Here is an 18,851-nt window from a genome sequence, read left to right as displayed (position 1 = left end):
GTCTGGTCGTTTTGGGGCTGCTCGTCGCCGGAAACGTGTTCTGCATGGCCTGTCCCTTCATGATGCCGCGAACTCTGGCCCGCCGATTCCTGCCCGCGGGCTGGAGTTGGCCGCGCCGGCTGAGAAACAAGTGGCTGGCTGTTCTGCTGTTGGGGTTGTTCTTCTGGGCCTACGAAGCGTTTTCTCTGTGGGACAGCCCGCGTTGGACGGCCTGGATCGCGGTGGGCTACTTCGTGGCGGCGCTGGCGATCGACGGCTTGTTCCGCGGGGCCGCCTTTTGCAAGTATGTTTGCCCGATTGGTCAGTTCAATTTCGTGCAATCGCTCGTCTCGCCGTTTGAGGTCAAGGTTCGCGATCCGGACGTGTGCGCTTCTTGTCGGACGAAGGAATGCATTCGCGGCAGCGACGAAATTCCCGGATGCGAATTGAAGCTGTACCAACCCCGAAAGGCGGGCAACCTGGATTGCACGTTTTGCCTCGATTGCATCCATTCCTGCCCGCACGAGAATGTCGGGATTCTCGCGGTGACGCCGGGAGGAGAGTTGTGGCGCAGCGCAGTCCGCTCCGGAATCGGCCGCTTTAACCGCCGCGTGGACGTCGCTGCGCTCGTGCTCGTCTTGGTTTTCGGAGCTTTCGCCAACGCCGCGGGGATGGTCGGCCCCGTGGTCGATTGGGAAGAGCGTTTGCGGTCCTTGCTGGGACTGCATTCGATGGTCCCGCTCACGACGGGCTTTTATCTCGTCGCGCTCGTCCTTGCGCCGTTGGCGTTGGTCGGCGGCGCGGCAATGATAAGCCGCCGGTGGGGCCAATCCAGCGAAAGCTGGTTGGAGACCTCAACGCGCTGGTCCTATGCCTTAGTTCCGCTCGGGTTCGCAATGTGGCTGGCACACTACTGCTTTCATTTTGTGACCAGCTTTGAGACAATCGTGCCGACGACGCAGCGGTTCGCGGGCGACCTCGGGTGGACGGCCCTCGGCGATCCACTCTGGACCTGCAGTTGCTGCGGACCGGTCTCGGATTGGCTCCCGCGCTTGCAGATTCTATTTCTGGATGTCGGCTTGCTGCTTTCGCTTTACGTTGGTTACCGCATTGCGCTGAGGGTGGCTAATAAATCGAGGCGTCAAGGGGTGGCCGGGGCCGGAGACGCAGCCGAAGCCCCGGCGGGCCCGCGAACCGGGGATTCCCTTCGGTTCAGCCCCGGCCACCCCGATTTGTCAGGCGCTCTAAAGGCCTTCATCCCGTGGTCGCTTGTGATGTTCCTGTTGTTTGCCGCGGGCGTGTGGATCGTTCTTCAGCCAATGCAGATGCGCGGCATGATGCCGATTTCAAAATATCAGGCTTACACCTTTCCGCCCAACTCATGCGCCGTAGTGTCATCGTAATTCTGCTCTCCGCAGCCTGGCTCGCGCTCGGCGCTACGGCGCGATTCGCATTCGCGGACGGCGGCGCCGTGCGATTCTCCGAGCGGCGCGGAGGCTTGGTGATTACCATTTTCACTTCGCCGACGCCGCTGCGGGTGGGGCCGGTGGACGTGAGTGTGCTCGTGCAAGACGCCGACACCGGGCAGCCGGCGCCGTTGAGTTTTGCCCCAGCCGTCCATGCCTGTCCGGCCAATCGCGCGCGCGACACAACGAGCGCCCCGGCGAAGGCGGACGTGGCGACCAACAAACTGCTGCGCTCGGCGCAGCTAAACTTCAGCGAATCCGGCCGTTGGCATATAGAGGTCGAGGTGTCAGATCGAAGCGGCGCCGTCCCGATTGGTTTCGACGTGGAAGTCGCGAAACCGCTTCCCTCGTGGCTTCATCTCGTCCCCTGGATCGCCTGGCCTTTCCCGCTGATCGGCATGTTTGCCATCCACCAATTCCTAGCAAACCGCCGCCGAGCGCGGTCGTGGAGCACTAGCATGAGTTCTGCCGAACAACAGCAGCAAGCTCATTGGCGCGGTTGAATTCCGAAGCGGTGAGTAACGTTGGTGGGCGAGCCGGCACTGGCCGATCCGCCGCGGCGGACTGGCCAGTGCAACCCCCAGTTTCGCGGCAGCGCTTGAGTGGTTAAGATGGCGGGACTGCCGTAGCTTCCTGTTCGCAGGCGAACCGGCTAACGCGTGACCACTGACGCGGCCCATCCCGCAACAAGCGGCGGGCGAAATTACGACCTCCGATCCCATCCCCGAGCCTCCTGCCGTGATCATCATTCTCAAATCGCACGTTACGGATGACCAGGTCCAGCACGTCATCGAGCGGGTTGAAGCCCTGGGGCTGCGGACGCATCTTAGCCGCGGGGCGTATCGCACGGTGATCGGCGTGATCGGCGACGAGGCGAAGCTGCAAGTCGCTCCGCTGCGGGCGATTTCCGGCGTGGCCGAGGTCATTCCCGTGCTGCCGCCGTTCAAGCTGGCCAGCAACGAGGCCCAGCCTGAGCCTACGATCGTGAATGTCTCGGGCGTGAAGATCGGCGGCGGGCATTTGGGAATGATTGCCGGGCCATGCGCGGTGGAAGGGGCTGAGCGAATGGATCAGATTGCCGCCGCGGTGAAGGCCGCCGGAGCGAATATCCTCCGCGGCGGCGCCTTCAAGCCGCGAACCAGCCCTTATGCGTATCAAGGCATGGGCGAGGAAGGCCTCAAAATCCTCCGCGACACGTGTCAGAAGCACGGCCTGCCGGTGGTGACTGAGGTGATGGACCCGCGCCGCGTGGAACTGGTGGCCGCATATGCCGACATGATCCAGGTCGGCGCCCGCAACATGCAGAACTTCGTCCTGCTCACCGAGGTCGGGCAAACGAGCAAGCCGGTGTTCTTGAAGCGCGGGATGAGCGCGACGATCGAAGACCTGTTGATGAGCGCGGAATACATTTTGTCGCAAGGGAATCCCAACGTCGTGCTCTGCGAGCGCGGCATCAAGAGCTTCGACAAGGCGACCCGCAACCTTTACGACGTGGCGGCGGTCCCCAGCGTCCGAGCGCTCTCGCATTTGCCGATCATCGTCGATCCGAGCCACGCGACGGGGCGGCCCGATTTGATTCCGGCCTGCGCGCTGGCCGGCGTGGCGGCCGGGGCAGACGGAGTTCACATCGAGGTCCACAATTGTCCCGAAGAGGCGCTCTCCGACGGCCCGCAGGCGCTCCTGCCGCATCAATACGCGGAAGTGGCGGCGCAGATTCGCAAATTGGCGGAATTGTTTGGAAAAACGATCGGCGCGACGCAGATGCAACGAAGCTAGACCAGGGTACTCATTAGGCCTAGGTGCCATGCCCACGGCACGGCGTGGGCATGGATTGTGTCGGCGCATGGCCACTCAGAGCAGTGGCCATGGCACCCGTCAAATCAGATTTGAAGCTCCGCCGGAACATTGAGCCAACGAGGAACAATCGCATGAGACGTCCGTTTATTGCCGGCAACTGGAAGATGAATCTCGATCGGGCGGGCGCCGTGGCGCTGGCCGCCGAGATGGCCAAGCGCGCGAGGGAATTCCCGGCCGTCGATTTGGCCGTCTGTCCGCCGTTCGTCTATTTGGAAGCCGTGCGCCATGCGCTCGCCGGTTCGCCGGTCGGGCTGGGGGCGCAAAACATGTATCACCTTCCCAGCGGCGCCTTCACCGGTGAAGTCAGCCCGAAGATGCTCGTCGACGGCGGCTGCCGTTATGTAATCCTCGGGCATAGCGAGCGCCGGCACGTGTTCAAAGAGTCGAACGCCGATGTGAATCATAAAGTGATCGCGGCGCTGGCCAGCGGACTGACGCCAATCGTCTGCGTCGGCGAGCAGCTTGCCGAGCGCGAGGCGCGTCGGACGGGCGAAGTGATCCGCCACCAATTCGAGGGTTCGCTTTCCGGCGTGACGGCCGACCAGATGCGGCAGGTCGTGATCGCCTACGAGCCGGTCTGGGCGATCGGCACGGGAAAAGTCGCCACGCCCGCACAAGCGGAAGAAGTCCATTTGGACCTTCGCAAACTGCTGGAAACGCATTACAATGTTGACGTTGCGGCGGCGGTGCGAATCCAATATGGTGGCAGCGTGAAGCCGGACAACGCTGCCGAGCTGTTGGCCCAGCCGAATATCGATGGGGCCTTGGTCGGCGGCGCGAGCCTGAAGGCGGCCGACTTTTTCGGCATCGTTGCTGGCTGCCCGCGGTAGACGGCCGACGCCGCTTGTGGAGCCCGGAATTCTGGCGAATTCCGCCACATGTGCCCGTGGTTCGGCCGATTTCGCCCGCTAGTTGGTTTCATTCGAACTCTGATTCTAGAAGGTTCTGAAATGTCGTTCTTTCTTGGCTTGTTACTGGTTCTGGTAGAAGTATTCCTAGTCCTGATCGTGCTGGTGCAGCGCGGCCGTGGGGGCGGATTGGCCGGTGCGCTTGGCGGAATGGGAGGACAAAGTGCTTTCGGCGCCAAGGCCGGAGACCTGTTCACGAAGATCACCCTGTGGACCGCCGTGGTCTGGATTCTGCTCTGTGTGGCGTCGATCAAGCTTCTTTCGTCGAGTGAGAACAAGTTCAGTGGATCGTCGCCCGGATCGACCGGCTCGACTGCGACCGAAAAGACAGGTGCCGCTCCGACAACGTCCGGCGACAAATCCGGCAAATCCGGTGCGGCCAGTCCAGCCGGGACCTCGAGCACCGCGGCCAAGACGGACGGCGGCGCTTCGCCGACGTCGGACAAATCGTCCGGTGGTTCGACTTCGGGCGCCTCGACTTCCGGCGCGAAGCCCGCGGAGACGCCGGCGCCGACATCGAGCAAATAGCGCGGACCGAAGTCCGCGGCCGCCGCACCATTGCATTGAGAGGATGCCGCCTTGCTGCTTAGCATGACCGGTTTTGGCGAGGCGCGGTCGCAAGAAAACGGCGTCACCGTGGCGATCGAGCTGCGGACGATCAACAGCCGCTACTTCAAGATCAGCTTTCGCTCGAACGAAGGCTATAACTCGCTCGAACCGCAGATCGAAGGTCTGGTGCGCGAGCAGATCAAACGCGGCACGGTTCAGGTGAATCTGCGAGTGGATCGGCCCGTCTCGTCTGAAGCGTATCGCTTGAACACGGCTGTGCTCATTGCCTATTGGCGGCAGTTGAACGAAATGCCGGCCGAGTGGAATTTGCCCCGCACCACGACGCTCGAGCACCTGCTCGCGCTGCCAGGGGTGGTGAACGAACAGCCCTGGGCGGCATCGGCCGCTCTCGAGGATTGGCCGCTGATCGCACGGACGATCGACGCCGCGATGCAAAACCTTTCGCACATGCGGGCGGAGGAAGGCCGCGCGATGGCGGCCGACTTGCATTGCAACTGCCGCGCGATCGCCGGCGAACTCGACCGGATCGCCGACCGCGCGCCGCTGTTGGTCGAGGCCTATCGCACGCGGCTCGAAGAGCGGCTCAAGAAGCTGCTGGCCGAGCAGAGCGTGACGCTCGATCCGGCCGATTTGATCCGGGAAGTCAGCATCTTCGCGGAACGCTCCGATATTTCCGAGGAAATCGTCCGCCTGCGGAGCCATCTGGAGCAATTCGACACGATCATGGGGCTGGCCGAGAGTTCGGGCCGCAAGCTAGAGTTTCTGATCCAAGAACTGTTTCGCGAGGTGAACACGATCGGCTCGAAAAGCACCGACGTCGAAATCGCTCGCCACGTGATCGAAATCAAAACGGCCATCGAGCGACTGCGCGAGATGATCCAAAACGTGGAATAGTAAGTACGAAGTACAGAGTACAAAGTACGAATTCAAGCAACGACGAGCGGCGGCCGCTCCCGGCAACGTTGGTTTTCGTCGCCGACGCGCATGTTGTCGTGCTTCGCTCTTTGCCTCGTACTTTGTACTTCGTACTTCGCACTTATCATGGCTTCCGGCCGACTCATCGTGATTTCAGGTCCCGCCGGCGCGGGGAAGACAACCATTGTCCGCGAGTTGTTTGCGCGCTGTGAACGGCTGGTGGCGAGCGTTTCCGCGACCACTCGGCCGCCGCGCCCCGGCGAGCGGGATGGCGTCGATTATCACTTCCTCTCGCTTGAGGAGTTCGAGCGCAAGCGGCGGGCCGGCGAGTTTCTGGAATGCTTCGAGGTCTTTGGCCTGGGATATTGGTACGGAACGCTCAAGAGCGAGGTGGCCCCTAGATTAGCGGACGGCAAGTGGGTAGTCTTAGAGATTGACGTCGATGGGACCTTGGCCATTCTGGAGCAGTATCCGGACGCGGTGACGATCTTCGTCCAACCGGAATCGCTCGACGAGCTGGAGCGGCGGCTCCGCGGCCGCAACACGGAGAGCGAAGAGGTGATTCAGCGTCGCCTGGAGGTCGCCCGCCGCGAATTGGCCCATGCCGAACACTATCGGTATCGAATAATCAACCGCTCGGTCGATCGCGCGGTTCAAGAGATCGAACAGATTCTGAAACAATTGGAGACCTAATCGCAATGCTCGATGAACTCCGCGAGGAAGAAATCGTCAACAAGGTCGGGGGCCGCTTCAAGCTCTCGACCCTGATCCAGAAGCGGCTCGTGGCCCTCAATGCCGGCAGCCGGCCGTTGGTCGATCTGGAAACCGAAAACAAGCTGGAAATCGTGATTCAGGAGATCATGCGCGACAAGATCTACCTCGATACTTCGGCGAATTTGCGCATCACGGGCGAACACGACGAAGGGGGCGGTCCCCCTGAACTCGATCTTACGAAGCTATGAACGGCCGCGAGCTGGTCGTCGGCGTGACGGGTGGGATCGCCGCTTACAAAGTGGCGGCGCTGGCGAGCCAATTGGTCCAAGGCGGCGCCGACGTGCGGGTCGTTATGACCCGCGCGGCGGGCAAGTTCATCGGCCCCGCCACATTCGAGGCCCTCACAGGCCGGCCGGTCTTGCGATCGGCGTTCAACGACCCCGACCACCCGCTGGGCGTCCATATCGACTTGGCCGACGCCGATCTGCTTTGCGTCGCTCCGGCGACAGCCAACTTCCTGGCCAAAGCGGCGCTCGGCTTGGCCGACGACCTCTTGAGCACGCTCTATTTGGCGTTCAAAGGGCCGGTGCTCGTGGCCCCGGCAATGAACGACCAGATGTGGGACAAGCCGGCCGTGCAGCGGAACGTCGAACGACTGCGAGCCGACGGCGTCCATTTCATCGGTCCCGAAGAGGGCTGGCTCAGTTGCCGCACCCGCGGCATCGGCCGAATGGCCGATCCGGAACAAATCCGCGATGCGATCTTGAAGATTCTGGCGCAGTGATGTTGGTCAATGTCCCGATTGCTCATCACCAGCGGTCCGACGCGGCAGTATCTCGATCCCGTGCGGTATCTGAGTAATGCATCGAGCGGGCGGATGGGGAGGGCACTGGTCGAGGCGGCGGTGGCGCGAGGTCACGAGGTGATCGTCGTCACCGGGCCAGTGGAGATCAATTATCCGGCCGCGGCACGAGTCATCGACGTCGTCTCAACCGAGGAGATGCTCGCCGCTTGCCAAGAGGTCTTTCCTCGCTGCGACGGCTTGATCGGCGTGGCCGCGCCGTGCGACTATCGTCCCGTGAGAGTTGAGCCGCACAAAATCCACCGCAATGGCGAGCCGCTGGTGCTCGAATTACACGAAACGTCCGACATCGTGGCGACGCTCGGCGCGGCGAAGCGGCCGGAGCAGTGGCTCGTCGGCTTCGCGCTGGAAACCGAGGACCATCGCTTCCGCGCCGTGACTAAGTTGGAGAGGAAAAGCTGCGATCTGATCGTGCTCAATAGCCCCGCGGCGATCGGATCCCCCGAGAATTCGGTCGAGGTCCTCGATAGCACGGGCGCGATCGTCGCCGCGATCGCGGGTTTGAAGGACGAGGTCGCCCGCGGCGTTTTTCAGATTATCGAGGAGCGGTTGATCGGCGGAAGGTAACCTACCGCTTCTTATCGAGATTCGCCTTCAGATCATCCGCCGAAACGGTTGACTTAACGCCATCCGCCGGCACCTCGGCTTTCGCGGTCCAGAGGATCGCGTTGAGCATCAGCTTGCGGTAGTCGTCGTTTCCCCAGTTGAGATGATAGTGGCCGCCGGTGAAGCCGTAGCCGCGGCCGCCGTCGGGGCGTTCCGCCGCCCAGCAGAGAATCTCGGGGACGTTCTTGCCGATGTCGGCCCGCACGGCCGGATTGCCGCCGTGAGCGTCGTCGCGCCCTTTTCGAGTTTCGTCCGGCGGAACGGCGCTCAAGATGGCCGTCACTCCCTCCATATTCGGCCGGAACCGCATGTGGTAGTACCATTCGTCCTTGATGTCGAACGGCTTGACGCCGCGAGTGATGGGATGGTCCTTGGCGAGCGTCGCGCTGGTCATGTACCACGTCGGATTGATCGACCAAAAGGTTTCAAAGTATCCGCCGATCCAGCGCTCGAATTCGGGGCCCCCTTTCTCCTTGGGAACTTCCACCGCGTAATGGGCGCAGATCACGCCCACGCCGCGCTTCGTCAATCGATCGATCTCGGCCAGCCGATTTCGGGCGACGACCGGGTGCTTCTCGCCGCCGTCCATGTAAAGCATGATCGCGTCGGCGTTGTCGAAGGCCGTCGGATCGTCCGGCCAACCGTTGAGATAGGCCGCGGCCAGTACCTGAGGAGCGTTTTCGTCTAGGCACTTCTTGAGCAACAGCGTGCCGGCGTTGAATTCATGCTCGCCCGGCCCATGGCTTGGCTTGCCGGCGACCATCACCACTTTCTTCCGATCGGCGAGCGGTAGCCGCTTGAGCCGGATATTCTTGAACTCGACGTGCATCGGCAGTTTGCCGGCGTGCAATTGCAAGGCGAGGATTCCCGAAAACGCCCGCTTCGACGACTGCTCGTCGATCACTTCGCACATCACGTGGCCATTGATCTTTTGCGTCAGATGGTTTCCCTGGGCGATGACAACGTAGTCGTTCCAATCTTTCTTGTTGACGAAGCTCTGCAGTTCCTTGGGATCGCCAGCCGGCGGACCTTGCGCGATCTTGCCGTCGGCATCCACCGTGACGGTCTGCCCGCGCTTGGCCACGATCCCGCGGACCCGCTCCTCATACATTCCGCCCGTATGCTGCTCGCCCGATTCGATATCGGCCTGGTAGCCGCCGACGACCCAGGGGCCAATCTCCTTCATTTCCTTGCTGCGATATTGAATCCCCGAGTTGCCCCAATCGCTGGTGAGCCGATACGAGCAACGCAGCTCGAAATCGTCCACTTCTCCCTGCCGCCAGATCAGGAACGAATTGACTTTGAGCGGATTGTCCGTGGTCGTCTCGCCGATGATCGCGCCGTCGCTGACCGACCAATGCGCCGGATCGCCGTCCCAGCCCTTGAGGTCGTGGCCGTTGAAGATCGATTTGAAGCCAACTTCATCGGCCGGCCCGTCGGCCCGAGCGGCGGAGGAAAGAACGTACGATAGCGACAGCGCGAGGAGGATGTTGAACGTGTGTTTCATGGTTTGGTGGTTGGAGGTCAGAGGTCGGAGGTCGGAAATCGTAAGTTAGCCCCGCCGCTCGCGGCGGGATGGCCCCGCCATTGGTCGCCCGTTAGCCGGTTCGCTTGCGAACCGAAGGGTGCATGCGTCGGAACTCGGGCGTTCAATCGTGTGGCACTGACCACGCTCGTGTGGCCAGCGCAGTCGGCCAGTGCCGAGCCGCAGGCTGACATTACTCCGTCACTCGCGAGCGACGGCCATTTTCGCTTGCGGATCGGGCGAATGCAATCCGTTGCCGCCAGCCGAAATCGCCGGTTGCGGTTCGGCGGCAGTCTGGTCCGGTGGTGTGAACTCGAAATTCCGGCTCTGGCCAAAAAACTTCAGCGGATTCTCGTAAACCACCCGCCGGATCAGCGATTCCGGATGCCCACGTTTTCGCATGGCCAAAATAAAATCGGGCACGGCCGTGGGCTTTGACGGTCCCCAATCCCCGGCCGAATTCACCAACAGCCGCTCCGGCCCGTACATCTCGACCATATCGACGGCCCGCTCCGGCGTGCATTTGCTGACCGGGTACAAGGTCATGCCGGCCCAATAGCCTTGCTCGAGCACGAGCCGGATCGTGTGTTCCTCGACATGATCCACGAGCACCCGTTGCCGGTCCAGCGAGCGGAAATCGGCCAGCATGTCGAGGATCATCCGGGTGCCCTTGTACTTGTCATCCAGATGCGGCGTGTGAATCAGAATCTGCTGCTTGAGCCGGTGGGCCAACTCGGCCTGCTCGAAGAATATGGTCGATTCGTTCCGCGTGTTCTTGTTCAACCCGATCTCGCCCACCCCCAGCACGCCCGGCCGATCGAGAAACTCCGGGATCAATCGAATCACATCGCGGGCCAGGCTGACGTTCTCCGCCTCTTTGGCGTTGATGCAGATCCAAGTGAAATGGCTGATGCCGTAGGCCGCGGCCCGTCGCGGCTCGAAGTCGGTTAACTGCCGAAAGTAGTCGCGAAAGCTATCCGCGCTGCTGCGATCGAACCCGGCCCAAAACGCCGGCTCGCTCATCCCGACGCAACCCATCTTGGCCAGCGTCTCGTAGTCGTCCGTGACCCGCGAGACCATGTGGATATGTGGATCAATGTAGTACATGGGTCAATTTCTCACGATCTGCGGCTCGATTTGAATTCCTGCTTCCATTCCGGATCGTACGGCAGCGAGAACAAAAGCTGCATTCGCTCGGCACGATCGGGTTCCGGTTCCAACAGGATCGCCAGGGCGTCACGAACTTTCTGCCGGCGCGGGTCTGCTTCGGGCGAGCCGGCGGCGCGGTCCATCCGGTCGAGCGCGGCGGCCAATTGCAGCAGCCGCGCGCGGATTTCTGGAAACTCACGACTCAATACTTCCGGCGCATCCAGCGGAATCGGCATAGGGAGTTCACTCCTAACTTGGGCCAGCGTCGCGCGGCGGACAGGGCCAAATCCGCCGCCCGACGCTGGCAGCGTCGCCCACGACACAAAGCATCGTCCGGCGATTCGTTACCGTCGCGCCAAACGCGCATTGCCGATCCGCCGTCACGCTCGCTCTTTCAAGTTTCCACCCGCACCACCCGGAAATCAATAACCCGGCGAAAAATCGGCCCGCAAATCGCTCCCTCGCGGCAAGCCGCCAGGATGCCGGTGGAGTTTGCCGTCACCCAATTACGATGCACACTCTTATAAGGACTTTACCAAGGAAAATCTCGTTGCATTTAGGCGATACCTCCGTGACGAAAGGCCTGGAAGCCACTTTCCGACTCCTCACCAAGACCAAGAATGAAGCGGCCGTCGCCGCTCTCATTCCGGCGCTCGACTCCGCGCACCTCGCGATTCAGGACGAAGCCCTGCGGGCCCTGTTGGACCGCCATAGCATCACCGGGCAAAAGGAGATCGTCCGGCGACTGCACGAAATCAATCCGCGCTGGGAAGCGATCATCGCCGAGCGCCATGGCCGGATGTCGGCCGCCTTGCGCGACGCCGTGCTCGCCACCAGTCCGCAGCTTTGCCAAAACGGTTGCCGGGCGACTCTCTGGTTCCATGAATACGATCTGTTGCCGGCGCTGATCAACGCCTCGGAAGACGAGTCGAACCCCAATCGCGCGTTGGTCGCCGCGACGCTCTTGCAGCTCGCCGAGCTGCTCTACGACGAATTGGCCGCGCCGCGCGACTATCGCAATCGACGCGATCCGCAGCTCGTGCGCCAGCACGTGATCGGCAATCTCGAGCAATCGGTCCGCCGCTACAGCAAGCATCGCATTACCGCGGTGATCGAGGCGTTCCTCTTGCTGGTGCACCACGACAACACGACGCTCAAGCAGATCCTGTCCGACCCGCTCGACCCGAGCTACCGGCCGATCATCGAAGTGCTCACGAACAGCCCGCGTAGCGGCATCATTCGTCTCGCGATGAGCTTCCTCGACGATCCGTTCGCTCCCTCGGCGGCAATCACGCTCTTGGCCCACCGCTGCGATCCACGATTCGTGGAGTGCCTGGCCCGCAAGATCGGAACCGAGCCGTCCAACGCCGTGGTGCAAAACCTCAAGAAGATCGACGCCCTGGCCTGGCTGCAAAGCGAGCCGGTGTTCCTGGCGCAGTTCGACGACGCTGCTCAGGCCGGCGCCGTGCAACTCGCCACGCGCTCGGCGATGAGCCGCCGGGCGGTGTTCAAGATGCTCGAATTCCTGATGGCCAAAGGGCGCGAAGGGGGCCGACGCGCCGCTTCGCAGGCCCTGGCCCAATTCAACGGCGCCGAGGCCAATTCACTCGTCATGCGTAGCATGACGAGCGACGCCGATCCGCAGGTGCAGGCGAATCTGCTCGGCCAGCTTCGGCCACGCGGGATTCCCGGGGCGCTGGCCCGCCTGGTCGAAATGCTCGAAAGTCCGCACGAGGTCGTTCGCCGTGCCGTCCGCGATAGCCTGGCCGAATTCAACTTCAGGCGGTTCCTGGCCGCCTTCGACATGCTCGACGATGAGGTCCGCCGCAGCACCGGGGCGATGGTCAAGAAGATCGATCCGGATTCGATCCCAGCCCTCAAGGAGGAATTGTCCGCGAAATCGCGCACGCGGCGGCTGCGGGGCATCGCCGCGGCCGAGGCGATGGGAATCGTCCCCGATTTGGAACAGCCATTCGTCGCACGGCTCACCGACGAAGACCACGTCGTTCGAGCGGAAGCGGCTCGGGCGCTAAGGTACTGCGACAGTCCGGCGGTGCATCAGGCGCTTCAAGAGGCCCGCGCCGACCGCAGTCTTGTCGTGCGCGAGGCGGCGGAGGAAAGCCTCGAGCGGCTGAAATACGGCCCGGCCCAGCCGCTGCCGCCACTTGCCGCCCCGCTCATGCCGCTCCCTCCGATGCCGTTTGGGGAGATAAAACAATGACCTTTATCCTCGACTTCCCCGCGCTGCTCGCCGAATCCGAGCAATGGCGCGAAATGGGGCGCGACTTCCGCGTCGACCACACGAAGCTCGATCCGGGCCTGATCTTCGCCAGCATCATCGTGCTGGTGACCGTGATCGCCTTCCTGTGGTTCTTGCACCGCTTGATGAATCGCCGCGAGGGGCGGCGTCTGTATAACAGCCCGAAGAAACTCTTTCGCAGCCTTTGCAACCTGCACGAGCTAACCCGCGCCGAGAGGCGCATGCTCGCGCGCCTCGCCAGCACCGATCAACTGCCGCAACCGGCCGGCGTGTTCCTCGACCCGGATCGCTTCGACGTCGCAATTACCTTGCCCGCCTTCCGCTCGCAGCGGACGCAACTGGAACAACTCCGCACAAAACTCTTCGCCGGCTTGAACGATGCAATCCCCTCTCACTCCCTCTGACGGATTGCAATATTCCCTTCATTCGGCTAGGAACTCCGCGGCAGTGAGGCGTGGGGAATGCCCTCTGCCGCCGTCGGTAGGGAATGCCCGCTATGGCATCCCGCGCGTGACCCCAACGCGATTCGTTTCATCAATTCAGCGAACATTCATTCGCGCCAGAGTGGCCGGGGCTGGAGGCGTAAGCCGAAGCCCCGGCGCTGAAACCGGGGCACCGCTTCGCTATGCCCCGGCCACCCTCTCGCTGAATCTGATTCAGTCCATCGCCCGCATCTGCGCTTCGGTGAGCCCACCGGTGTAGGAAGGCATTTCGCGGCAGTCGCAATTCATTTTCTCGCCGGCTGGAGCCGGATCGCGGCCGGGCAGATCGGAAACTGGTCGTGCAATGGGCCGCGCGGCTGGCCGAGCAACTTGTTGAACTGCGGCACGGACTGGGGCCGGCAGCGACGGGCTGAGATTCGCGTGACTGTTGGACGGCACCCACAACAGGTTTGCGGCGACAATGGCCCGCTTGAAAAATCCAAAGTGACGAAACATGGCAACGCTCCTGTAATCAATTCGGACGGTCACAATCGCCGTCCCGCAATTACAGACCGTCACCCCGCCCGCAAAATTCCGGCGACGAAGCCATTTTTGGGTGCGGGAATAAAATCGCGCTAAAACCGGTCATGGCGGACCACGGCGCTGCGACAACGGTCAATCGGGCCGGGCGCTTTGGTGGCTTGGGCTTTGAGCAACCGAGTGAGCAAACCGGGTCAGAACTGCTGGCTTAGAAATTAGATCTTACTCGGGAATAAATTATTTGCGGCCTCGGTCTAAACGGGCAGGAGGCCATCATTATTTTGGCCGCACGCAAACTGTCCGAATTAGGAGGTCACCATGCTGGCAGTGTTTGGTCAATGGAAGGCGACATTTAAGACATTCCAAAAGTTGACGCTGGGAATGGCCATGTCGTCGTCTCTCTTGGTTCTAAACGGATGTTTCAAGTCGCAGGCGGAGAAACCGACTAGCGCAGCGGCGACCGCAAATCACGAAACGGTCACGCAGTCGGTGGACGTCGCATCTGCTGCCAACCCGGGCACCGATTCTTCTGCAGCGCCCAATCAAGTGACGATCGACAATTTTGCGTTCAATCCTCAAACGTTGACTGTCCACGTGGGCACTAAGGTGACTTGGATCAATCATGACGATGTGCCACATACCGCGACCAGCGCAGTCAAACCAACGGTCTTCGATTCGAAAGCGTTAGACACCGACGATAAGTTTTCCTTCGTGTTCACCGCTCCGGGCACCTATCCGTATTTCTGCGCCGTGCATCCGCACATGACCGGTGAAATCGTGGTCAAGTAACCTGGCGCCTCTTTAAGACCCGCCCGATACGTGAGGCGATCTAAATCAGTCCTTGACCGCAGGCAGTTGGTCGGCTTCGACGCCGGCGTCGTGGCCGTCGCTGGCGGCGCTGTGGGCTGGGTTTTCACCGCCGCGAAGGGCGTAGTCGGTGGGCCGGTGTTGATTCGCTGGGCGGTCACCCGCCGGGAGCTTCTGCCAGACCACTTGATCGGCGCTGGGTTGAATTTCGCGCGGGCCCCAGAAACCTTGCCAGTCGGAGAACGTCATTTCCACGGTCGTCTCCGCGCCGCCGGGTCCGCCGATTCGCCAAAAGGTGCCGAAGCCATCGTAGAAATTGCGGTCGCCGTTCCAGGTGACGTGCTTGCGCAAATCCTCCGGCTCGTCAACGCCCGATTGCTCGATGAGCGGCGCCGCGGACCGGCCGACGAAGATGCAGTCATTGGCGTTGATTTCCAGCGGCAATTCCAACGGGGCGTCGGGAGTGGCCGTCAGCAGCGTGAAACCGCCGTGAACGAAGGCCGTGACGTGCCGCAGTTCAATCTGCACCTGCCCTTGCGGCTTGGGATCGCTCGGGCCGCCGGTCGCCGCGAGGAACCGTTCGGACGTGGCCAAGAGACCATTTTCCCACGCGATTTGAGCGGGCTGCAATTCGTTGGCCCTGAGGAACAGGGCCTCGCCGCGGACGATGCAGTTCTTCAGTTGCAGCAAAGCGGCCGGCCGCACCATCGCCGCATCGCGCAGGGCCATCACTCCCTGACCAGGAACGGCACGAATATCGAAGAACGCGACGTCCGGCTGATAGGCGGCGCCGGAATCGGAAGCATTGCGGACCGTGAGCGTGCAGCCGTCCAAGCGAATCGATTCTCCGGGCCGAATCTCGCTGAGCGTCCAACTTTGGGAGACGACCTCGCGCGGCACGTCTAGTTCGAGCTGCAGATTGATCAGCGACAACTGGCTGCCGCCCAGCGAAATCATGCTGCGCGATTGCGCCAGATCGCTTTCGCGCGGCACGAAATTGATGACCGGCGAATACCCGTCGCCGGCGCGAATCGTCAGCCGTTGGCCGGAGAAAGCGATCGGCCGATTGTCGAGCCGTCCCGAGTATCGCAGCTCGATCACGTCGCCGCTCTTGGCGGCACGGCAGGCTTCCCCTACCGACGTATAGTCGCTCAGCCCTTCGTGCGACCGGCTGACGATCAACAATCCCTTCCGGTCGGCTGGGGGAGCGGCGAACGGATCGGTGTTGGTCGCAGTCCGAGGCGAACGCTCGGAATTGCTGGCGGCGACGGTTGCCGAAGCGGCCGCCGGATCCCAAGGAACGCGAACCGCCGCCGATGAATCTCCGCCGCGCTCCGCGGCGAGCAGACTCTTGAGCCAGCGTTGTATCAGCTTGTGCAGATCGGCGGCATCGGCGGCGGTCGGCGCGGCGCCGATCGCGGCCTCCGCGGGAGCCAGCGGCGCCGCCGACCTCCGCGACGCGTCCTCCGGCCCGCCGGATCTTGCGGGCTTTATGGGGTCCGTGGTTGCGGCCGACTTATCCGCGGCGGCGACATCTTGGTCGTCGCTTGGCGGTGACCTACCCGCCGTTTTTGATTTGCTCGATCGAGCGGAAAGTTCATTTCCGTTCGCGGGCGAGGGGGGAAGGGCCCTGTCGGTGGCGGTTGACGATCTGTGGGGGCCGGTCGGTGGGTTCGCGGATTTTTCGCCGTCGGCCGATTTGGCGTTGTCGCCGTTTTGGGTGGCGACGTTGCGGTCCGTGTCGCCAGGCCGCAAAGTTGCCCCGGCGCCGGCGGCCGCCGCATGGCGGATGGGGGGCGGGGTTACGTCGGCGTTGCTCCAGCGGCTGACGACGGCCTCGATAATCGCGATCAGCAGCAGCGCGGCGACCGGCACGAGCCAGGGCAGATGCCGTACGACGAGCGGCCGCGGTTCCGATCTGGGCGTCGAGAGCGGCGAGCTGATCGCGGGAGCCGGCAAGCCGAGCTTAGTCGCCACCGCCATGAGATCGCGGATCAGCGCCTCCGGCCGCTGGTAGCGCTGCTGCGGCACTTTCACCAACATCCGCCGCAACACCTTGAGCAGTTCGTCGGGCAGGTCGGGCCGCAACATTCGCGGATCGGAAGGCTCCTCGCCTTGATGTTGCAAGAGCTTTTGCAGCACCGTGCCATCGGGAAACGGCGGGCGGCCGGTCAGCATGAAATAGAGCGTGCAGCCGAGCGAATAGATGTCGCTGCGAACGTCGGCGTTGCGCGGATCGCGGGCCTGCTCGGGCGAGATGTAGTCGAAGGTGCCGAGCGTCACTCCGCTCGCCGTCAGATCGTCCCCCGAGTGCTCCACCTGGTGCAGCCGCGCCAATCCCATATCGACGAGCTTGGCGCGGCCGCCGGGAGTGACGAGCACGTTCGAGGGTTTGATGTCGCGGTGGACCACATCGCGCTGAGCGGCATGGGCCAGAGCATCGGTCACCTGAAGCGTATAGCTCACGGCGTCGGCCAGTGGCAACGGCCCATCGCGATCGACGACGTCGCGGAGGTTGATCCCCTCGATGAATTCGAAAACGATGTAGTGCCAGCCCTGGTCTTCGCCGACGTAATGCACGCGGCCGATATTTTCGTGATCGAGTCGGGCCGCGGATTGGGCCTCGTTCTTGAAACGCCGAAGCGTTTCCTCGTCGTTCGATTGGACTCTCGACAACACTTTGACCGCCACGATGCGATCGAGCATCGTGTCGAGCGCGCGAAACACCGCTCCCATGCCGCCGCCGCCGACGAACTCCTGCAGCTCGTAGTGCCCGAGCCGCTGCCCTTGCAGGACCCTTCCCATTTCGGTTGGCGGCAAATGAGCCATCGGCAGCGGCACGGCGGCGGGCATCTCTTTCGAGATCACCGTCCGCTCGCTGTCGAAGTTTGGCGGGAGCGTCGGGCCGGTCGCCAGCAGTGTCGCACTGCTCGATCCAGGAAGTGGCGAAGCGAGAGGGGCAAGCGGTGATGAGGAAGTCGATGGCACTTCGCCGGCCAATGCCGGAGGTGCGTCCGCCGCCGGAAGAGCCACCCGAGTTTGACTGGACTTGCCCGCGGTCATCGGAATCCCAAGCCAATCTTTGGCACTAGAAACAGTTTCAAAAACCGCCGGGGACGGCCAGAGAAATGGAAACCCGCGCCCCGGATCGGAGTTCCGGCGGCAAACGGTATGCCCTGCCCATCCAACGGACGAATGTCCATGAGATTCGGCAGGCGAAGAAACCAAAGCCCGGACGCACTGCCAAGATTGGGCTATTCTAACCTCTTTCGCGCCGCACGGTCAATTAAGCCATCAACTCTCCGGATCTGCGGCAACGAGGTGGCGAGGTTTCCGAAGGTCATCCGCCGCGCACGACGTTTTTATGGTTTGCCATGGCACTCAGATATCCCAAATTAAATCCTGTTCGGCAGCCCCGTGTTGGACACTTTAGCAATTGAGAAAATAGGGCCTGCTTAAGGAATGAGCAACTCGCCCATTGCACGAACGAGGGCACACTTGCCTAAATCGTGGGCTGATAGCTTGTAATCGCTCTAAGTGATAGCAGTGCAATGACATCGGAGTTCAACTTGACTACCGGAACAAACTTCGGCAAGTCCGGGCCTTTTCCAAACCGGATAGAAAACGGAGTGAACCATGAATCTGACCGAAGGAGCCGACATTATGGAAAAAGCGCAAGCGATCCGATCGAAAGCCCAACTCCTGTTCGACCAGCAGAAAGACTGGGCGACATTCTTCCGCGAGGTGCTGGGCACCAGCGGGATCGTGCATCAACTGTATCCCGACACCGAGTCGCGGATGGAATTCGAACAGACGCCGGAATACAACGAATTGCAGCAGATGCTGACAAAACTTCGCGATCGGAACGGCCAACCGCCGCCGGAGGACGAGGCGACTCGCGTAATCACTGTCCGGATTCCCAAGTGCTTGCACGAATCGCTCAAGACGGAAGCGCATTCGCGCAAAACGAGCATGAACCAGCTCTGCATCTCGAAGCTGGTGCAACGGATCGACGCCGAAATGATCCCGAATGCTTAGCGGAAGAAAGGATTCGGAGCGGACCTATAAGCCGGGTTCTGTCCACGGCGGGCATGGATGCCTGCCGGGGATGGCCATTTCTCTAGGGCGCCGATTGCTCGGCGTCTCGAGCGGCCTACCCGGAAGTCGATAGCGGACCGGACCGGTCCGCCCGCTGGCGCTCGCGCGCCGGCGGTTGCTCCCTGTTTGGCCTTGCTCCCGGTGGGGTTTGCCTAGCCAGACCGGTCACCCGG

19 protein-coding genes are annotated in these 18,851 nt (G+C 62.2%); 14 read left to right on the top strand and 5 right to left on the bottom strand.

What is annotated here, in order from left to right; genetic code table 11:
- From VGY55_02290 to VGY55_02245, 10 genes are all read left to right on the top strand, one after another.
- Nucleotides 1-1,382: hypothetical protein (locus VGY55_02290; GenBank protein ID HEV2968788.1), on the top strand; the 1,382-nt coding region annotated here is incomplete at its 5' end.
- Nucleotides 1,361-1,948 (top strand): hypothetical protein, encoded by a 588-nt coding sequence (locus VGY55_02285; GenBank protein ID HEV2968787.1) that lies wholly within the window; start codon nucleotides 1,361-1,363, stop codon nucleotides 1,946-1,948. The genes VGY55_02290 and VGY55_02285, both read left to right, overlap by 22 nt.
- A gap of 235 nt (nucleotides 1,949-2,183) precedes the next feature.
- The gene (gene aroF / locus VGY55_02280; protein ID HEV2968786.1) at nucleotides 2,184-3,221 is read left to right on the top strand and encodes a 3-deoxy-7-phosphoheptulonate synthase; all 1,038 of its coding nucleotides are present in this window, start codon (nucleotides 2,184-2,186) and stop codon (nucleotides 3,219-3,221) included.
- A 152-nt stretch (nucleotides 3,222-3,373) separates the two neighbouring features.
- Nucleotides 3,374-4,132 carry a triose-phosphate isomerase gene (gene tpiA, locus VGY55_02275; GenBank protein HEV2968785.1) on the top strand — a complete coding sequence of 253 codons (759 nt, stop codon included), beginning with the start codon at nucleotides 3,374-3,376 and terminating at the stop codon, nucleotides 4,130-4,132.
- 120 nt (nucleotides 4,133-4,252) lie between these two features.
- Nucleotides 4,253-4,738: a preprotein translocase subunit SecG gene (secG, locus tag VGY55_02270; GenBank protein HEV2968784.1), complete on the top strand. Its 486-nt coding sequence runs from the start codon at nucleotides 4,253-4,255 to the stop codon at nucleotides 4,736-4,738.
- A gap of 51 nt (nucleotides 4,739-4,789) precedes the next feature.
- Nucleotides 4,790-5,674 carry a YicC/YloC family endoribonuclease gene (locus VGY55_02265; GenBank protein HEV2968783.1) on the top strand — a complete coding sequence of 295 codons (885 nt, stop codon included), beginning with the start codon at nucleotides 4,790-4,792 and terminating at the stop codon, nucleotides 5,672-5,674.
- A gap of 147 nt (nucleotides 5,675-5,821) precedes the next feature.
- Complete coding sequence (gene gmk / locus VGY55_02260; protein HEV2968782.1) at nucleotides 5,822-6,388, top strand: guanylate kinase; 567 nt, start codon at nucleotides 5,822-5,824, stop codon at nucleotides 6,386-6,388.
- Nucleotides 6,389-6,393: 5 nt separating this feature from the next.
- The gene (locus tag VGY55_02255) at nucleotides 6,394-6,657 is read left to right on the top strand and encodes a DNA-directed RNA polymerase subunit omega (protein ID HEV2968781.1); all 264 of its coding nucleotides are present in this window, start codon (nucleotides 6,394-6,396) and stop codon (nucleotides 6,655-6,657) included.
- A complete protein-coding gene (locus tag VGY55_02250) occupies nucleotides 6,654-7,193 on the top strand; it encodes a flavoprotein (protein HEV2968780.1) in 540 nt (179 codons plus the stop codon). The genes VGY55_02255 and VGY55_02250 overlap by 4 nt, the downstream gene beginning before the upstream one ends.
- 9 nt (nucleotides 7,194-7,202) lie before the next feature.
- On the top strand, nucleotides 7,203-7,838 hold the full coding sequence (locus tag VGY55_02245; GenBank protein HEV2968779.1) for a phosphopantothenoylcysteine decarboxylase: 636 nt from the start codon (nucleotides 7,203-7,205) through the stop codon (nucleotides 7,836-7,838).
- A gap of 1 nt (nucleotide 7,839) precedes the next feature.
- On the opposite strand, the gene VGY55_02240 is transcribed toward VGY55_02245, so the two are convergent.
- From VGY55_02240 to VGY55_02230, 3 genes are all read right to left on the bottom strand, one after another.
- Nucleotides 7,840-9,384: a family 16 glycoside hydrolase gene (locus VGY55_02240; protein HEV2968778.1), complete on the bottom strand. Its 1,545-nt coding sequence runs from the start codon at nucleotides 9,382-9,384 to the stop codon at nucleotides 7,840-7,842.
- Between the two features lie 219 nt (nucleotides 9,385-9,603).
- Nucleotides 9,604-10,509, bottom strand: a complete 906-nt coding sequence (locus VGY55_02235; protein HEV2968777.1) for a metal-dependent hydrolase — start codon at nucleotides 10,507-10,509, stop codon at nucleotides 9,604-9,606.
- An 11-nt stretch (nucleotides 10,510-10,520) separates the two neighbouring features.
- Nucleotides 10,521-10,787, bottom strand: coding sequence for a hypothetical protein (locus tag VGY55_02230; GenBank protein ID HEV2968776.1), 267 nt, complete (start codon nucleotides 10,785-10,787; stop codon nucleotides 10,521-10,523).
- 335 nt (nucleotides 10,788-11,122) lie between these two features.
- On the opposite strand from VGY55_02230, the gene VGY55_02225 reads away from it, so the two are divergent.
- Together VGY55_02225 and VGY55_02220 are read left to right on the top strand one after the other, a co-directional pair.
- Nucleotides 11,123-12,772, top strand: coding sequence for a HEAT repeat domain-containing protein (locus VGY55_02225; protein ID HEV2968775.1), 1,650 nt, complete (start codon nucleotides 11,123-11,125; stop codon nucleotides 12,770-12,772).
- Nucleotides 12,769-13,215 carry a hypothetical protein gene (locus tag VGY55_02220; protein HEV2968774.1) on the top strand — a complete coding sequence of 149 codons (447 nt, stop codon included), beginning with the start codon at nucleotides 12,769-12,771 and terminating at the stop codon, nucleotides 13,213-13,215. Before VGY55_02225 ends, VGY55_02220 begins: the two co-directional genes overlap by 4 nt.
- Before the next feature lie 252 nt (nucleotides 13,216-13,467).
- Here the strand turns inward: VGY55_02220 and VGY55_02215 are convergent, their stop codons facing one another.
- A complete protein-coding gene (locus VGY55_02215) occupies nucleotides 13,468-13,749 on the bottom strand; it encodes a hypothetical protein (GenBank protein ID HEV2968773.1) in 282 nt (93 codons plus the stop codon).
- A 342-nt stretch (nucleotides 13,750-14,091) separates the two neighbouring features.
- Between VGY55_02215 and VGY55_02210 the strand changes: the two genes are divergently transcribed.
- The gene (locus tag VGY55_02210) at nucleotides 14,092-14,562 is read left to right on the top strand and encodes a cupredoxin family copper-binding protein (protein HEV2968772.1); all 471 of its coding nucleotides are present in this window, start codon (nucleotides 14,092-14,094) and stop codon (nucleotides 14,560-14,562) included.
- 45 nt (nucleotides 14,563-14,607) lie between these two features.
- On the opposite strand, the gene VGY55_02205 is transcribed toward VGY55_02210, so the two are convergent.
- Nucleotides 14,608-17,643 (bottom strand): serine/threonine-protein kinase, encoded by a 3,036-nt coding sequence (locus tag VGY55_02205; GenBank protein HEV2968771.1) that lies wholly within the window; start codon nucleotides 17,641-17,643, stop codon nucleotides 14,608-14,610.
- Nucleotides 17,644-18,216: 573 nt separating this feature from the next.
- On the opposite strand from VGY55_02205, the gene VGY55_02200 reads away from it, so the two are divergent.
- On the top strand, nucleotides 18,217-18,618 hold the full coding sequence (locus tag VGY55_02200; GenBank protein ID HEV2968770.1) for a toxin-antitoxin system HicB family antitoxin: 402 nt from the start codon (nucleotides 18,217-18,219) through the stop codon (nucleotides 18,616-18,618).
- Nucleotides 18,619-18,851: the final 233 nt, after the last annotated feature.

It is taken from the genome of Pirellulales bacterium, from assembly GCA_035939775.1.
Classification (GTDB): Bacteria; Planctomycetota; Planctomycetia; order Pirellulales; family DATAWG01; genus DASZFO01.
Note: the sequence above shows the minus strand (reverse complement) of the source record. Positions and strands in the feature narration are given on the sequence as shown.

Bases quoted from the DNA above. Each gene is read 5' to 3' on its own strand.
- VGY55_02255 (HEV2968781.1), top strand. From the start codon at position 6,394: ATGCTCGATGAACTCCGCGAGGAAGAAATCGTCAACAAGGTCGGGGGC.
- VGY55_02205 (HEV2968771.1), bottom strand. From the start codon at position 17,643: ATGACCGCGGGCAAGTCCAGTCAAACTCGGGTGGCTCTTCCGGCGGCG.
- tpiA (HEV2968785.1), top strand. From the start codon at position 3,374: ATGAGACGTCCGTTTATTGCCGGCAACTGGAAGATGAATCTCGATCGG.
- secG (HEV2968784.1), top strand. From the start codon at position 4,253: ATGTCGTTCTTTCTTGGCTTGTTACTGGTTCTGGTAGAAGTATTCCTA.
- gmk (HEV2968782.1), top strand. From the start codon at position 5,822: ATGGCTTCCGGCCGACTCATCGTGATTTCAGGTCCCGCCGGCGCGGGG.
- VGY55_02235 (HEV2968777.1), bottom strand. From the start codon at position 10,509: ATGTACTACATTGATCCACATATCCACATGGTCTCGCGGGTCACGGAC.
- VGY55_02215 (HEV2968773.1), bottom strand. From the start codon at position 13,749: ATGTTTCGTCACTTTGGATTTTTCAAGCGGGCCATTGTCGCCGCAAAC.
- VGY55_02240 (HEV2968778.1), bottom strand. From the start codon at position 9,384: ATGAAACACACGTTCAACATCCTCCTCGCGCTGTCGCTATCGTACGTT.
- VGY55_02220 (HEV2968774.1), top strand. From the start codon at position 12,769: ATGACCTTTATCCTCGACTTCCCCGCGCTGCTCGCCGAATCCGAGCAA.
- VGY55_02200 (HEV2968770.1), top strand. From the start codon at position 18,217: ATGAATCTGACCGAAGGAGCCGACATTATGGAAAAAGCGCAAGCGATC.
- VGY55_02230 (HEV2968776.1), bottom strand. From the start codon at position 10,787: ATGCCGATTCCGCTGGATGCGCCGGAAGTATTGAGTCGTGAGTTTCCA.
- VGY55_02285 (HEV2968787.1), top strand. From the start codon at position 1,361: ATGCGCCGTAGTGTCATCGTAATTCTGCTCTCCGCAGCCTGGCTCGCG.
- VGY55_02250 (HEV2968780.1), top strand. From the start codon at position 6,654: ATGAACGGCCGCGAGCTGGTCGTCGGCGTGACGGGTGGGATCGCCGCT.
- VGY55_02210 (HEV2968772.1), top strand. From the start codon at position 14,092: ATGCTGGCAGTGTTTGGTCAATGGAAGGCGACATTTAAGACATTCCAA.
- VGY55_02245 (HEV2968779.1), top strand. From the start codon at position 7,203: ATGTCCCGATTGCTCATCACCAGCGGTCCGACGCGGCAGTATCTCGAT.